The sequence below is a fragment of the Kitasatospora sp. NBC_01300 genome (assembly GCF_041435235.1).
In the GTDB taxonomy this organism is placed as follows: Bacteria; Actinomycetota; Actinomycetes; order Streptomycetales; family Streptomycetaceae; genus Kitasatospora.
Genome location: NZ_CP108408.1, coordinates 453,373 through 468,596 on the forward strand (window position 1 = coordinate 453,373; position 15,224 = coordinate 468,596).

Here is a 15,224-nt window from a genome sequence, read left to right on the forward strand (position 1 = left end):
TGCCCTCAGCCGGTGAGCCGGCCGGCGGCCTCCGCCTCGGTGAGGCCGTCGATCTCGGCGATCAGCAGCGCCTCGATCCGGGCCGCCAGGACGGCCGGGGTGCTGCTCTCGAAGACGTCCCGGATCGGCACGTCGAGGCCGAGCCCGGACCGGATCCGCGCGGCGACCCGGGTGACCAGCAGGGAGTCCCCGCCGAGCGCGAAGAAGTCGTCGAGCACCCCGACCCTGGGCACGCCCAGCACCTCCTGCCACAGCTCGGTGACCAGGTGTTCGGCGTCGGTGCGCGGCGCGAGGTAGCGGGCCCCCGCAGCCGGTTCGGGGTCGGGCAGGGCCGCCGGGTCGGGCTTGCCGTTCGCGGTCAGCGGCAGCCGGTCCAACAGCACCACGGCGTCCGGCACCAGGTAGGCGGGCAGCCGCCGGGCCAGGTGCTCGCGCAGCTCCACCGGGCCGGGCCGGGCACCCGGGCGGGGCACCGCGTACGCCAGCAGCCGCCGGCCGTCGCGCAGCAGCACCGCGGCCTGGGCGACGGCCGGGTGCGCGGTCAGGGCGGACTCGATCTCGGCGGGTTCGATCCGGTAGCCGCGCAGCTTCAGCTGGCCGTCGCCGCGCCCCAGGTACTCCAGCTGCCCGTCCGAGCGCCAGCGGACCCGGTCGCCGGTGCGGTACATCCGGCCGCCGGTGAGCGGGTCGGCGCTCGACGGCTCGGCGGTGTACGGGTCGCCACTCGACGGGTCGCCGGTGAACGGGTCGGGCACGAAGGCGGCCGCCGTCAGGTCGGGCCGGCCCAGGTAGCCGCGCGCCAGCCCGACGCCGCCGAGGTACAGCTCGCCCTCGGAGCCGCGCGGCAGCAGGGCGCCGCGCTCGTCCAGCACGTGGAGCCGGACGCCGGGCAGCGGGCGGCCCAGCGCGGGCCGGCGGGCGGTGTCAGCCACCGTCAGGTCGGTCGCGGTGACGATGACGGTGGCCTCGGTGGGGCCGTAGGTGTTGACCAGCCGGACGGCGTCGCCGTGCCGCTGCCGCCACCGGTCGACGGCGTCGGCGCCCACCTGGGAGCCGCCGAGGATCTGCAGGCGCAGCGCGGCCGGCCAGCGGGTCTGCTCGCCGAGGCCGACGAGCTCCTCCCAGTAGGCCGTGGGCAGGTCGAGCACGGTGACGGTGTCGCCGTGCGGGCCGCCCAGCAGGTCGGGCAGGGTGCGGCCGCCGCCGGGCAGCAGGACGACGCAGGCCCCGGAGGCGAGCGCGGGCCAGAGCTCCTCGACGTGGGTGTCGAAGCCGAGCGAGGCGAACTGGACGATCCGGTCGGCTGGTCCGAGCGCGTAGCCGTCGGGCCCGGCCATCCAGGCCACCCGCGCGGCGAGCGCGGCGTGGTCGACGGCGACGGCCTTGGGCGCGCCGGTGGAGCCGGAGGTGTAGAGCACGTAGGCCGGGCCCCAGGGGTCCGACAGGACCGGTTCGGCGTGGGCGGGCTCGGCGCGGCCGGGGTCGGCGTGGTCGGAGTCCGCGTGGTCGGAGTCCGCGTGGTCGGGACCGTCGTGCCCGGGGCCGTCGATCGCCGGGTCGACGCCGGTGAGGACCAGGGCGGCGTCGGCCTCGCGCACCATCAGCCGGCGGCGTTCCTCGGGGTGGGCCGGATCGAGCGGCAGGTAGGCGGCGCCGGCCTTCCAGATCGCGGTCAGGGCGACGACCAGGTCGAAGGAGGGCGGCATCGACACCGCCACGACCCGGCCCGCCACCCGACCGAGCCGCCGCGCCAACGCACTGGAGCGCCGGTCGAGTTCGCCGTAGGTCAGGCTCCGGCCGTCGCACTCCAGCGCCGGGGTGTCCGGGCGGGCGGCGGCCTGCTCGGCGAACCGCTCCAGCACCGTCCGGGCCTCCTGCGGCGGCGGGCCCGCCGGGCCCGCCCCCAGTGCGAGCAGTTCCGCCCGCTCCTCGGGCCCGACCAGCCAGTCCCCGTGCAGCGCGAGCCGCGGGTCGTCGACCACCCGGGCGAACAGGGCGCGGCACCGCTCGCCGAGGGCTTCGACGGTCTCCCGGTCCAGCACCTCGCGGTCGAAGCAGAAGGACAGCGTGATCCCGCCGTCGGCGGTGCGCCAACTGTCCAGCAGCAGGTCGGTCTTGGCCTGCTCGAAGCCGGAGTCCATGCTCGCGGTGCGGACGCCCGCGGGCAGGGCGGGCGCGCCGGGGCCGCCCGCCAGGTCGTACTGGCTCTGGTGGACGAAGACGGCCCGGTACAGCGGTCCGGCGCCGGGCTCCGCGGGCAGGCCGAGGTGGCCGGCGAGCCGTTCGACCGGCACGTCCTGGTGGCCCAGCGCGGCGAGCGTGGCCGAGCGGGTGCGCCGCAGCACGGTGCGGAAATCGGGGTCACCGGTGAGGTCGGCCCGGATCACCGCCGTCCGGCTGAAGTAGCCGAGCAGCGCCTCGTGCGCGGCCTCGTTGCGGCCGGCCAGCGGGGTGCCGACCACGAAGTCCCGGCAGCCGGTCCAGCGCGCGAGCACGTACTGGTACCCGGCCAGCAGCACCATGAACGGGGTGCACCGCTCCTGTCGCGCCAACTGGTCCAGGGCGGCGGTCAGTTCGGGGTCGAGGCGGACGGTGGCGAACCCTGCGGGGCGGGCCGGGTCGGCCGGCCTCGGGTGGTCGAGCGGCAGGCGCAGCGTCCCGGTGCCGGCCAGTCTCTCCGCCCAGTAGCGGAACGCCTCCTCGCCCGCCCCGCCGGCCGTCCTGGCCTGCTCGGCGCGGGCGAAGTCGCCGTACTGGAGTGGGAGTTCGGGCAGTTCGGCGGGGGCCTCGCCGATCGCCTCGCGGTAGAGCGCGAGCAGTTCGCGCCACATCGTCCGGAACGACCAGCCGTCCGAGACGATGTGGTGGACGACGACGCAGAGCGCGTGCTCACCCTCCCCCGCGCTGATCAGCGCCGCCCGCAGCGGCGGCCCGGCGGCGAGGTCGAAGGGCGCGTTGACGTACGGGCGGCAGGCGTCGGTGAACTCGGCCTCGGTCGCGCCCTCGGGCAGCCGGACCGACGCGAGGTCGATCACGGCCGGGGGCTGGACGAGCTGGACGGGCTCTTCCCCGTCCGTGGCTCCGGGCCCTGCGGCGGCGCCGAGCGCGAAGCGGGTGCGCAGGATCTCGTGCCGCGCCGTCAGCCGGTGCAGCGCGGTGCGCAGGGCCTCCGGGTCGATCGGCCCGGTCCACCTCCGGTTGAGGTACATGTTGAAACCGGCGTCGTCCGGGTGGAGTTGCTGGAGGAACCAGAGTCGGCGCTGTTCGTCGGTCAGCGGGTGGATGGCGGTGGTCACCGGACGGTCACCTCGGTCTCGGAGCGGCGCGGGGCGGCTAGGGCGTCGGGGGCAGCAGGGGCGGTCGCGGCCCGGTCCTGGAGGGTCTTCAGCCCGACCAGGTCGTCGGGCTCGGCGTCGGGGACGTCCCGGTCGAAGTGGCGCAGCACGGGCACGGCCAGGCAGACCAGCACCAGGGTGGCCATGGCGAGGCCGAACAGCAGGTAGAGCAGCCCGATGCCGCGGCCGTCGCCGGTGCCGATGAGCCGGCCAACGGTCGGGGCCAGGGCGCCGTCGTGGTCCATCAGCGGCTGGAGCAGCCGGGGCCCGAGCGGGGCGACCAGGGCGAAGCCGACCGGCAGGGTCGACCAGGCGACCATGGTGTTCACGGCGATCACCCGGCCGTGGAAGCGCAGCGGCACCTTGGTCTGCACGATGGTCGCGTAGACGCCGTTGACCAGGGCCAGGCCGAAGGCCATGCCGAACGCGCCGAGGGCGACCACGACCAGCGACGGGCGCAGCCCGGTGACCAGGCACGCCCCGGCCAGGGCCAGGGTGGCGAGCAGCACCCCGCGCAGCCGCAGGTGGCGCGGCCCGCCCCAGGCGAGCAGGGTGAGCCCGCCGAGCACGGCCCCGAGGCCGGCCGCCGTCGACACCCAGCCGGCCGCCGCGAGCGGGGCGAAGGAGAGCACCAGCGGGGTGGTGAGCAGGAACAGCGGGGAGAGGAAGATGTTCAGCACCGCGAAGAACAGCAGCATGGCCCGGAAGTGCCGGCTGCCGAGGGCTCTCCGGAAGCCCTCGCGGATCTCGGCGGAGACGCTCTCGCGCCGGCTGGCGCCCATCAGGTCGGGGAAGCGGACCGCCAGGGTGACGGCGAGGGCGGCGCCGTAGCTGACGACGTCGAGGGTGAGGATGCCGCCGAGGCCGATCGCGGCGAGCAGGCCGACGGCGAACAGCGGGACGAGGAACTGGGCGAGGCCGAAGGCCATCTGCACCAGGCCGTTGGCCCGGCCGAGGTAGCGCTTGGGGACGAGCTGGGGCACCGCGGCGTTCCAGGCGAGCCGTTGGAAGGTGAGCGCGGTGGAGAGCACGCCGATGAGCACGTAGGCGTGCCAGACCTGGAGGCTTCCGGTGAGGTGGAGCAGGAGCAGGAGCGCCTGGGTGGCGCCCGCGGCGAGGTCGCCGTAGAGCATGATCCGGCGCCGGTCGCCCCGGTCGACGACGGCGCCCGCGATCGGTGCGGCGAGGATGCCGGGGACGAGTCCGCAGGCGGCCAGCAGCCCGAACTGGGCCAGGGAGCCGGTGCGCAGGTAGATCCAGACCGGGAGGGCGAACTCGGTGAGCGCCGATCCGATCATCGACGCCTGCTGCCCGGAGGCGACGGTGAGGAAGCGGCGCATGGTCGGTCGCAGCGGGGCCTGCTCCGCCCGTGGCGCGCCGTCGCCCCGGGAGAGCCCGGCCAGCCACCAGGTCGCACCGTCGCTGCGGTGGTGCCGTTCCTCCTGGCCGTCGGCGATCGAGCGGTGGACGCGGGTGAGGATCTCCGCGAGTTCGGCGGCCCGGTACTTGAGGTAGAAGTGGCCGGCCTCGTCGAGCACGACGACCGCGGCGGTGTCGGTGAGCCGGTGCCACTCCCGGTAGCGCTCCTGGTAGAAGTCCGTCGCCGGGTCGCGCTCGCCGCAGACGGCGATGATCGGGGCCCTGATCCGGCCGTCCTCGCTGTCGAACAGCCGGGTGAAGTAGCGTTCGGCGTCCTTGGTGCCGGTGCGGCGGTTGCGCACGATCAGCCGCAGTTGCTCGGCGTCGACCTCGTCGGTGTCCAGCCCGGCGGCGGCCAGGGCGTTGATCATGCCCTGGTCGTTGCGCAGCCGGTCGGTGAGGTCGGCCCAGCGTTCGCCGACGGCGGCGCCGCGGCCCCGGGGGCGGGCGAAGGGGAAGATGCCGCCGAGGTGGACGGCGTCGATCTCCCGGCCGGCGGCCTCGACCTGCCGGGCGATCTCCACGGCCAGGCGGACGCCGACGCCGCAGTGCCCGTACAGCACGATCGGGCCGGGGACGTTCTCGACGATCTCGCGGGCGCAGGTCGCGGCGACCTCGTCGATGTCCATCGCCTCCTCGCCGAGTTCGTGCCCCGGGACGGCGATCGAGTACAGCGCCCAGTCCTCGGGCAGGGCGTCGGCGAGCGGCTTGTAGATGAGCGCGCTGCCGCCGCCGTAGGGGGCGCAGATGACGCTGGCGGTGGTGCGCAGCCTCGGCGGGGTGAGCCGGTGGAGCAGGCCGCCGGGGCCGCGTTCGGCGGTCGGGTCGGCGACCAGGGCGGCGAGCCGGCGGACGGTGGAGTGGGTGAACAGGTCCATCACGCCGATGGGGGCGGGCAGCTCCGGGAAGGCCCGGCGCAGGCGGGCGACGACCTGGGTGGCGAGCAGGGAGTGGCCGCCGAGGTCGAAGAAGTCGTCGAGCGCGCCGACCCGTTCGATGCCGAGCACCTGGGCCCAGATCGCGGCGATCGCCGTCTCGGCCTCGCCGTCGGGTTCGACGTGTCCGCCGGTCGGCGCCGGGTCCTCGGGTTCGGGCAGCGCCTTGCGGTCGACCTTGCCGTGGGCCAGCAGGGGCAGTGCGTCGAGGACGACGTAGCGGGCCGGGACGAGGTAGTCCGGCAGGACGGCGCCCAGCGCCTCCCGCAGTTCGGCGGCGGTCGGGGCGGGGGCGGCGCCGGGGTGTTCGAGGTAGGCGACGAGGTTCTCGCGGACGCCCTCGCCCCGGAGCGTCACGAGCGCCTGGGTGATGCCGGGCAGCGCGGTGAGCGCGGCCTCGATCTCACCGGGCTCGACCCGGTAGCCGCGGACCTTGATCTGGTCGTCGGCGCGGCCCAGGTACTCCAGCGTGCCGTCCGGCCGCCAGCGGGCCAGGTCGCCGGTGCGGTACATCCGCCCGTCGGCGAACGGGTCCTCGACGAAACGTTCCGCCGTCAGGTCGGGGCGGCCCAGGTAGCCGCGGGCGAGCCGGTCCCCGCCGAGGTAGAGCTCGCCCACCACCCCGGGCGGCACCGGTCGGCGGGCCTCGTCCAGTACGTAGCAGCGGGCGCCCGCGAGCGGGGTGCCGATCGGCGTGCTGCCGGGTCCTGCCGGGCCCGGCAGGACCTCGTGGACGGTGACGCCGACCGTCGCCTCGGTCGGCCCGTAGTGGTTGAACACGGCGCAGCGGCCCCGGCCGGCGAGGTCCGCCGCCCAGGCCCAGGGCGAGGCCTCGCCGCCGAGCACCAGGGCCCGGCGCGGGAGCAGCCGCTCCGCGTCCACGTCGGCGGTCAGCGCGGCCAGGTGCGACGGCGTCATCTTGAGGTAGTCGATGCCCGACTCCTCGATGTGCTCGGCGAGTTCGGCGCCGGCGATGCGGCGCGGCAGCAGGTGCACCCGGCCGCCGGTGGTCAGCGCCAGGTACAGCATGGTGATGCTGAAGTCGAAGGACAGGGACTGCAGCAGCCCGTAGGCCGCACCGGGCTCGATCCGCAGGCGTTCCCGCACGCCGGCCAGGTAGTTGAGGATCTGGCGGTGCTGCACCGCCACGCCCTTGGGCTGCCCGGTCGAGCCGGAGGTGTAGATCACGTAGGCGAGGTCGTCCGGCCCGGACGTCTCCGCCAACGGGGCTTCCTCCAAGGGGAGTTCATCATGACCGACCGGCTCCCGGTCGACGAGCAGCTCGGCGCCGTCGTAGCCGGCGAACGCCGCCCGCAGCCGCGAGTCCGTGACCAGCACCCGCACGCCCGCGTCCGCCACCAGGTGGGAGAGCCGCGCGGGCGGCTGTTCCGGGTCCAGCGGCAGGTAGCCGCCGCCGGCCTTCAGGACGCCGACCAGGGCCGCCGCCAGGTCCGGGGACTGCTCCAGGCACACCGCCACCCGGTCGTCCGGGCCGACGCCCAGCGCCCGCAGCCGGCGGGCCAGGACGGTGGCCCGGGCTTCGAGTTCACGGTAGGAGAGGGTGCGGCCGTCGAAGACCAGTGCCGGGCGGTCGCCCGCGCCGCGCGCCGCCTCGGCGAGCAGCCCGGTCAGCGTCCCGGGGCCGGCCTCGGGCGCGAGCAGTTCGGGGCCCGCCGCCCAGCGCTCGACCACGTCCCGGCGCTCCGGCCCGGTCAGCATCGGCAGGCCGTCGACGGGCTGCGCCGGATCCGCCGTCGCCGCCGCCATCAGCACCTCGAAGCGCTCGGCGAGCCGCCGTACGGTGTCGGCCTCGAAGAGGTCGGTCCGGTAGGTGATCAGGCCGTAGAGCCCGCCGTCCTTCTTCTCCCGCAGGTAGAAGGCGAGGTCGGCGTGGGTCGTGGTGGCCTCGTAGCCGAACCCCTCCGCCGCCGCGGCGGGCGCGGTGGGGGCGGCGCGGTCCCCGTAGTTCTGGAACGCGAAGGTCACCTGGAACACCGCCGAGCGGCTGACGTCCCGTTCGACGTCCAGGTCCGCCACCATCTGCTCGAACGGCACCTCCTGGTGGGTGTAGGCGTCGAGCGTCGTCTCCCGCACCCGCCCGATCAGGCCCGCGAAGCTCTGCCCCGGCTCCAGCCGGGCCCGGATCGGCAGCATGTTGACGAACGCCCCGACCACGCCCTCCAGTTCACGGTGCAGGCGCCCGGCCACCGCCGAGCCGACGGCGAAGTCCCGCTGCCCGGAGTGCCGCCCCAGCAGCACCTGGAGGCCCGCCATCAGCACCATGTACGTCGACGCCCCGTGGGCGCGGGCGCACTCGGCGATGGCCCGCACCAGCTCCGGGCTCCAGTGCAGTTCCAGGGCGGCGCCGTCGAAGGTGAGCACCGGCGGACGCGGGCGGTCGACGGGCAGTTCCAGTGCCGGGACGTCGGCGAGTTCGGTGCGCCAGTGGTCCCGGGAGGCGGCCAGCGCGCCGCCGGCCAGCCGCTCCCGCTGCCAGTGCGCGTAGTCGCCGAACTGTACGGGCAGCTCCGGGAGTTCGGCGGGGGTGCGGTGGGCGTGCTGGGCGTAGAGCGCGTCCAGTTCGCGGTTCAGGATGTCGATGGACCAGCCGTCGCAGACGATGTGGTGCATCACCAGGGCGAGCACGTGGTCCTCGTCGGCGAGCCGGACCAGCAGCGCCCGCAGGAGGGGGCCGTGCGCCAGGTCGAAGGGGCGGGCGACCAGCGCGCCGATCTCGTCGGCGGCTCTTCGCCGGGGGTCCGGATCGTCGGCCGCGTCCACGAACTCGGCCGGGAAGGGGCCCGGTTCGGCGATGGCGACCTCGGCGGTGCCGTGCTCCGTGGTCGGGAACGACATCCGCAGGCCCTCGTGGCGGTTCACCAGGTCGGCCAGGGCGCGGTCGAGCGCCGGGCGGTCCAGCGGACCGCGCAGTCGGCGGGCCGGTGCCAGCGCGTAGGCCGTCCCGCCCGGTGTGAACTGGTCCATGAACCAGAGCCGTTCCTGCCCGCTGGACAGCGGCGGTGCGCTGCCCTCGGGGCGCGGCTCGACGGTGCGCCGGGGCGCGGCGGCGCCGCGCAGTCGCTGGGCGAGCAGGGCGCGTTTGGTGGCGGACCAGTCGGCGGGCGGGTCCTGGATGTCGGTCATCGGCGGTCCATTCGGGCGGGAGGCGGGGGGCGGGAGGGGGAGCGCAGGGGTACTCGCCCGTGGTCAGCGGCGCTCGCGGACGGCCGCGGCGATCCCGGCCGGGGTCGAGGTGTCGAAGAACAGGTCGAAGTCGAGCTCCACCCCGAGCGCGGCACGGATCCGCGCGGTGATCTGGATGATCGTCAGCGAGTGCCCGCCGAACTCGAAGAGGTCGTCGTCCGGGCCGACCTCGGGCAGGCCCAGCACCTCGGACCAGATCGCCAGGACGGCTTCGGCGACGTCGTCGCGGACCTCCGCCTCCGCCGGGGCGGCGCCGGGGGCTGCCGACGGCGGTCCGGCCGCGGGGGCCGCGGGCGGCGGGGCGGGCAGGGCGCGGCGGTCGAGCTTGCCGTTCGGGGTGAGCGGCAGGCGGTCCAGGGCGACGAACCGCCGGGGCACCATGACGGCGGGCAGGGTGCGCAGCAGGTGGTCCCGCAGGTCGGCGGCGTCCGCCGGGCCTGCTCCGGGCGCCGGGACGTGGTAGCCGACCAGCCCGGATTCCCCCGGGCTCTCCTCGCGCACCGTGACGGCCGCCTCGGCGACCGCCGGGTGCTCCAGCAGCGCCGCCTCGATCTCGCCGGGTTCGATCCGGTGGCCGCGGATCTTGACCTGGTCGTCGGCCCGGCCGTGGAAGGCCAGTTCGCCGTCCTCGGTCCAGGCGGCGAGGTCGCCGGTGCGGTACATCCGGGGGCCGGGGGCCGGCGTCTCGGCGGACAGGCCCTCAGTGGTCGGGGTGCCGGCGAACGGGTCCGCGGTGAAGCGCTCGGCGGTCAGGTCGGGAAGGCCCCGGTAGCCCTCCGCGACCCCGTCGCCCCCGAGGTGGAGCTCGCCGGGCACCCCGACCGGCAGCGGCCGGCGGTCCGCGTCCAGGACGTACGCCCGGGTGTTGGCGATCGGCCGGCCGATCAGCACGGCCTCCGGCCCGGCCGGGACCTCCGCGCAGGTGGACCAGATCGTCGTCTCGGTGGGCCCGTAGACGTTGAACAACCTGGCGACGCCGGCCCGCAGTTCACGGGCCAGCGGCAGCGGCAGCGCCTCGCCGCCGACCAGCGCGGTCAGCCCCGGCGGCAGCGTCCCGGCGCTGAGCAGCACCCGCCAGCCGGAGGGGGTCGCCTGCACGTGGGTCACGCCCTCGCGACGGACCAGGTCGCGCAGGCCCGGGCCGTCCAGCGCGGCGCCGTCCGGTGCGAGCACCAGGCGGCCGCCGGTGGTCAGCGGCAGCAGCAGTTCCAGGCCGGAGATGTCGAAGGAGAGCGAGGTCAGCCCGAGCCACACGTCGCGGGGCCCCGAGCCGAGTTGGTCGGCGAAGGAGGCCAGCAGGTTCACCAGCGCCCGGTGGCCGATCTCCACGCCCTTCGGCCGCCCGGTGGAGCCGGAGGTGTACAGCACGTAGGCGAGGGCGACCCGCGTCGCCGCCGGGGCGGTGGTGGTGGCCGTCGGCGCCGGGTGGTCCGTCCCGAGCCGGAGCACGGCCGGCGCCGCCGCCGCCAGCTCCGGGGCGGGCTCCCGGTCGGTGACCAGCAGCACGGCGCCGGAGTCGGCGAGCAGGTACGCCAGGCGCTCGCCGGGGTAGCCGGGATCGAGCGGCAGGTAGGCGGCCCCGGCGGCGTGCACGGCGAGCAGCACGGCCGGCAGGTCGGCGGAGCGGTCCAGGTGCAGGGCGACCAGGTCTCCCGCCGCGACCCCGGCCCCGCGCAGCACCGCCGCCAGTTCGTCGACCCGCGCCACCAGGTCCCGGTAGCTCAGCCGCCCGGTGGCGGCGCTGACGGCGGGGGCGTCCGGTGTCTCGGCGGCCCGCTCCCGCACCAGGTCCAGCACCGTGCGGTCGCTCGGGTAGGCGCGGGCGGTGGCGTTCCAGCCGGTGGTCACCAGGTGCCGTTCGGCCTCGCCCAGCAGGGCGAGATCGCCCAGCGGCGTCTGAGGCCGCGCCGTCGCGGCGTCGAGCAGCGCCCGGTAGTGCCCGGCGATGCGCTCGGCGGCGGCCGGCGGCAGGACCGCCGGGGCGTACTGGAGGGAGCAGTCCAGGGCGTCGGCGGTGTCGACCACCTGGAGGTGGAGCGTGTTGCGGGCGGCGCCGTTGAACACGGCCCGGTCCACGCGCACGGCACTGCCCGGGAACACCGGGTCGGCGCCCCGGGCGCGCCGGTACCCGAACGACACCGGGGTCAGGCCGACCCGGGCCGTCAGCCCGCCCACCGCCGCGCCGAACGGCACCGCCCGGAACGGGTACCCGGCGCGCGCCTCGGCGCGGACGGCCCGGGCGAAGCCCGCGAAGGAGTCCCGGACGCCCGCCCCGGCCGGCGCGTGGACCGGCAGCTCGTTGACGAACAGCCCCGGCTCGGCGGCCTGTTCCGGCGCCCGGACGGACAGCGGCACGGAGACCGGGACGGCCTCGCCGCCGTAGCGCAGCAGCAGCCCGTGCAGCGCGGCGAGCAGGAACTCGAAGACGGTGACGCCGCTGCGCCCGGCCGCGTCGGCCAGCCGCGCGCGGGCCGGACCGTCCAGCCGCCAGCCGATCGACTCCCCCGCCCCCGCCGCCGTGACGGCCTGCCGCAGCCCGGGGAGCACCGGCGCCGTCGCGGCGGCCCAGCGCGGGCCGTACCAGTCGGCGGCCCGGCGCACCAGCTCCGGAGCGGGCGGGGCGGGCGAAGAGGGCGGGGCGGGCGGCGTGACGGCCTCGACCCCGTCGCGGACCTCGGCACAGGACTCGGCGAGGCCCGCGACCAGGACGTCCTTCGACTCCCCGTCGAACACCGCGTGGTGAACGACGATCAGCAGCTCCGCCGCCCCGCCCCCGCGGCGGTAGAGGGTGAACCGCGCCGGCGGTCCGGCCGGCAGGTCGAACGGCCGCGCCACCTCCTCGGCCAGCCGCTTCTCCAGGTCCTCCGCGCGGTCCCCGGAGGCGTCGACCACCTCCAGGCCCGGGGCGGGCCCCCGCTCCAGCAGGACCTTGCCGTCGCGCTCCACGAACACCACGGACAGGGCGCTGTGACGGTCCGCCAGCACGGACACCGCCCGGCCGAGCGCCTCGACGTCGACCCGGTCGAAGGAGATCCGGACGGGCATCTGGAACGCCCCGTGCACGGGCCCGAGTTGCTCGGTGAGCCAGATGCCCTGCTGGAAGGACGACGCGGGCACGGGGAACGACTCAGGCATCTGCGGCTCGATTCGGCAGTCGGCGAAACGGTAGGGGCGCGCGACCGGGCAGCGACGCTGCCGCCACGGATCCGCTGGTGACGCGGCCACCGAATACCGCCCGGCCCACCCCTGGCCGGCCGACCGGCCGCACCGGCCCCCACCCTCCCGGCCGCCCAGATCCCCCCTGCGCACGCCCGGGCCGGAGCCGGTCTTCTCCCCCGCGAAAAAGACCTTGGTCCAAACCTGCCGAGAGATTCGCAGAGAACCCACCCCTCGTCAAGGGTTCTCCACCCGCCCCACCAGGCGTCATGTACGCGCCCAGCCTGCGGAAATCCCGCCGTTCCGACTCCGTCCACGAGCCCGCCATGCACGGCGGGGCGACGACGGCGGCTCCGCGTCGGAGCGAATCGGGCCCGGAGCGGTTCAGGGCCGAAGCGGTTCAGGCCCGGGGCGGTTCAGGCCCGGGGCGGTTCAGGCCCGGGGCGGTTCAGGCCCGCGGCGGTTCAGGCCCGCGGCGGTTCAGGCCCGCGGCGGTTCAGGCCCGCGGCGGTTCAGGCCCGGGCCGGGCGGCCCCGGCTCACCTGCCCGGGGCAGCGGCCGCGAAGCCGCCGAGGAAGGCGAGCGCCTCCTCGGCCGGGCTCCCGGGCGCGGCCGTGTAGACGACCAGGAGGTGGCGCGCGGCGCCGGGCACCTGGAAGGTCTCGTAGTCGAGCGTCACGTCGCCGACCACGGGGTGCCGGAAGCGCTTGGGGCCGTGGGTCTTCTCGTGCACGTGGTGGCCGGCCCACAACCGACGGAAGGCGGCGCTGCCGAGTGCCAGTTCGCCGATCAGGCGCACGAGTTCGGGATCGTGCGGCTGTCGGCCGGAGGCCATCCGCAGGATGCCGACGGTGGTGCGCGCGGTGTCCTCCCAGTCCAGGTGGACGTCCGGCGCGCCCGGGTCGAGGAAGATCCGGCGGGCCAGGTTGCGTTCGCGCGGCGGGAGTTCGGGGAAGTCGGCGATCAGCGCGGCGGCCGGCCGGTTCCACGCCAGGACGTCGTTGCGGTCGTTCATGATCAGCGCGGGGGTGGTCGGCATCGCCTCCACGACCCGCCGCAGGGCGGGGCGCAGGACGTCGCCGTCCCGTCCGGCGCCCGCCGCCCTGGCCGCCGAGCGGCGGGGCGGGCGGGCCAGGTCGTACAGGTGGGCACGCTCGGCGGGGCCGAGCCGCAGGGCGCGGCCGAGCGCGTCGAGCACCTCGTCGGACGGGCGCTCGGCGCGGCCCTGTTCCAGCCGGACGTAGTAGTCGGTGCTGAGGCCGACCAGTTCGGCGACCTCCTCGCGCCGCAGTCCGGGCACCCGGCGGCGACCGGTCGGCGGCAGCCCCGCCTGCGCGGGTGACACCAGCGCCCGCCGGGTGCGCAGGTAGTCCCCGAGGCTGGCGGCGAGCGTGATCGGTTCGGCCATGCGTTCCAGTATGGGGCGCCCGGACGGGGGTGCGGGGGCCGGAGGGTGGCCCTGTCACACCCAGGGAACGGCGCTCTCTTCATCCGGCGGCGGCGCCCGCGAACGATCGGGGCCATGACTGTTTCTCCCCGCCTCGACGACGCCCGTCCCGAAGGCGCCCGTCCCGAAGGCGCCCGCCGCGCCGCGCCGCCCCGGACCGAGCACCCGGCGGGCACGGCCGCTCCCCCGCCGCGTACCGACGGCGGTCCGGGCGGCTACTGGGCGACCGTCACCGCGGTCGGCTGCGCCAGCATGATGCTGCCGTTCTCGGTGACCGGGGCCGCCGTGGCGCTGCCCAGCATGACCGCGCAGCTGGGCTCCTCGGTGGGCGCCGCCCAGTGGATGCTGAACGCCTTCAACCTCAGCTTCGCCGCCCTGCCGCTGGCGGCCGGCGGCCTCGCGGACCGGATCGGCCGGCGGCGCGTGCTGCTGTCGGGGATCGCGCTGGTCGGCGCGCTGTCCGCGGTGGTGGCGCTCGCGCCGTCGATGGCCGTGGCCGACGCCGCCCGGGCGGTGCAGGGGTGCGGGGCGGCCGCCGTGCTGGCGGCGGGCGCGGCGGTCCTGGCGCAGTCCACCTCCGGGCGGCGCCGACGGCTCGCGTTCGGGATCCTCGGCACCTCCTTCGGCACCGGCCTGGCGATCGGGCCGCCGGCCGCCGGCCTGCTGGTGGAGGCGGCCGGCTGGCGGTCGGTCTTCCTGCTCGTCGCCGTCCTGGCCCTGCCCGCGTGGCTGTGCGCCACCCGGGCCCCGGAGTCCCGTAACCCGGACCACCCCGGGATCGACCTGCCCGGGGTGGTCTGCTTCACCGGCGGGCTCGCCGCGCTGTCGTACGCGCTCGTGCAGGCCGGCACCGTCGGCTGGACGGCGCCGGGCACGCTGCTGCCGCTGGCGGGTGCGGTGCTGCTGCTGGTCCTGTTCGCCGGGGTGGAGGTCTGCCGGGCCGGGCGCGCCATGGTCGACGTCCGGCTGTTCCGCAGGCCCGAGTTCCTCGCCGTGGTGTGCCAGCCGTTCACCGTCACCCTGGGGTTCGTCGTGCTGCTGGTCCACCTCCCGGCCTACCTCCAGGGCGTGGGCGGCAGGAGCGTCCTGACCAGCGGTCTGCTCCTGCTGCCGATGACGGTACCCGTCCTCCTGTTGCCGTTGGTGGCCGGGCGCCTCGCCGCCGCCGTCTCCGTCCGGGCGGTGCTGACCGCCGCCTCCGCGCTGATCGCGGCGGGCGCCCTGCTGCTGGTGACGGTGCGCGGCGACGGATCGTGGCTCGCGCTGGCGATGCCGCTGCTGCCGTTCGGGGCGGGGGTCGGGCTGGCCTTCGGGGTGATGGACGACGCGGCCGTCGGCACCGTTCCCGCCGAGCAGGCCGGGGCCGCCGCGGGCGTCTTCAACACGATGCGGATCACCGGGGAGTCCGTGGCCGTCTCCGGGGCCGCCGCGCTGCTCAGCACGCTGACCGCCGCGCACCTGGGCGGCGGCCTCGCCGCCGCCGAGGCGGCGCGGCTCGCGGGGCAGGCCGTCCACGGCAGGGTGGCCGCGGCGCACCAGGCCGCCCTGGCCGCCGGGTTCACCGACGCCCTGCACGTCCTCGGGCTGGTCCTCGCCGCGCTGTCCGCCCTCGGCGCGGTGCTCACCTACCTCGCCCTGGCGCCGGACGAGTCGGCCTGACCTGCCGCCGGAGCCGGGGCCCGGGGCCGCCGGAACACGGCAGGGCCCGCCCGGGAGGTCGGGCGGGCC

General features: G+C 76.3%; 5 protein-coding genes. 1 reads left to right on the forward strand and 4 read right to left on the reverse strand.

The window, feature by feature from the left end; all coding sequences use genetic code 11:
- Positions 1-5 precede the first annotated feature (5 nt).
- The 4 genes from OG556_RS02085 to OG556_RS02100 all read right to left on the reverse strand — a co-directional run bounded on the left by OG556_RS02085 (position 6) and on the right by OG556_RS02100 (position 13,457).
- Positions 6-3,296, reverse strand: a complete 3,291-nt coding sequence (locus OG556_RS02085; RefSeq protein ID WP_371515557.1) for an amino acid adenylation domain-containing protein — start codon at positions 3,294-3,296, stop codon at positions 6-8.
- Positions 3,293-8,833 carry an amino acid adenylation domain-containing protein gene (locus OG556_RS02090; protein WP_371515558.1) on the reverse strand — a complete coding sequence of 1,847 codons (5,541 nt, stop codon included), beginning with the start codon at positions 8,831-8,833 and terminating at the stop codon, positions 3,293-3,295. The genes OG556_RS02085 and OG556_RS02090 overlap by 4 nt, the downstream gene beginning before the upstream one ends.
- 63 nt (positions 8,834-8,896) lie before the next feature.
- Positions 8,897-12,028: an amino acid adenylation domain-containing protein gene (locus tag OG556_RS02095; RefSeq protein WP_371515559.1), complete on the reverse strand. Its 3,132-nt coding sequence runs from the start codon at positions 12,026-12,028 to the stop codon at positions 8,897-8,899.
- Positions 12,029-12,587: 559 nt separating this feature from the next.
- Entirely contained in the window at positions 12,588-13,457 is an 870-nt protein-coding gene (locus OG556_RS02100) for a helix-turn-helix transcriptional regulator (protein WP_371515560.1), read from the reverse strand.
- Between the two features lie 114 nt (positions 13,458-13,571).
- Between OG556_RS02100 and OG556_RS02105 the strand changes: the two genes are divergently transcribed.
- Complete coding sequence (locus OG556_RS02105; protein ID WP_371515561.1) at positions 13,572-15,155, forward strand: MFS transporter; 1,584 nt, start codon at positions 13,572-13,574, stop codon at positions 15,153-15,155.
- Positions 15,156-15,224: the final 69 nt, after the last annotated feature.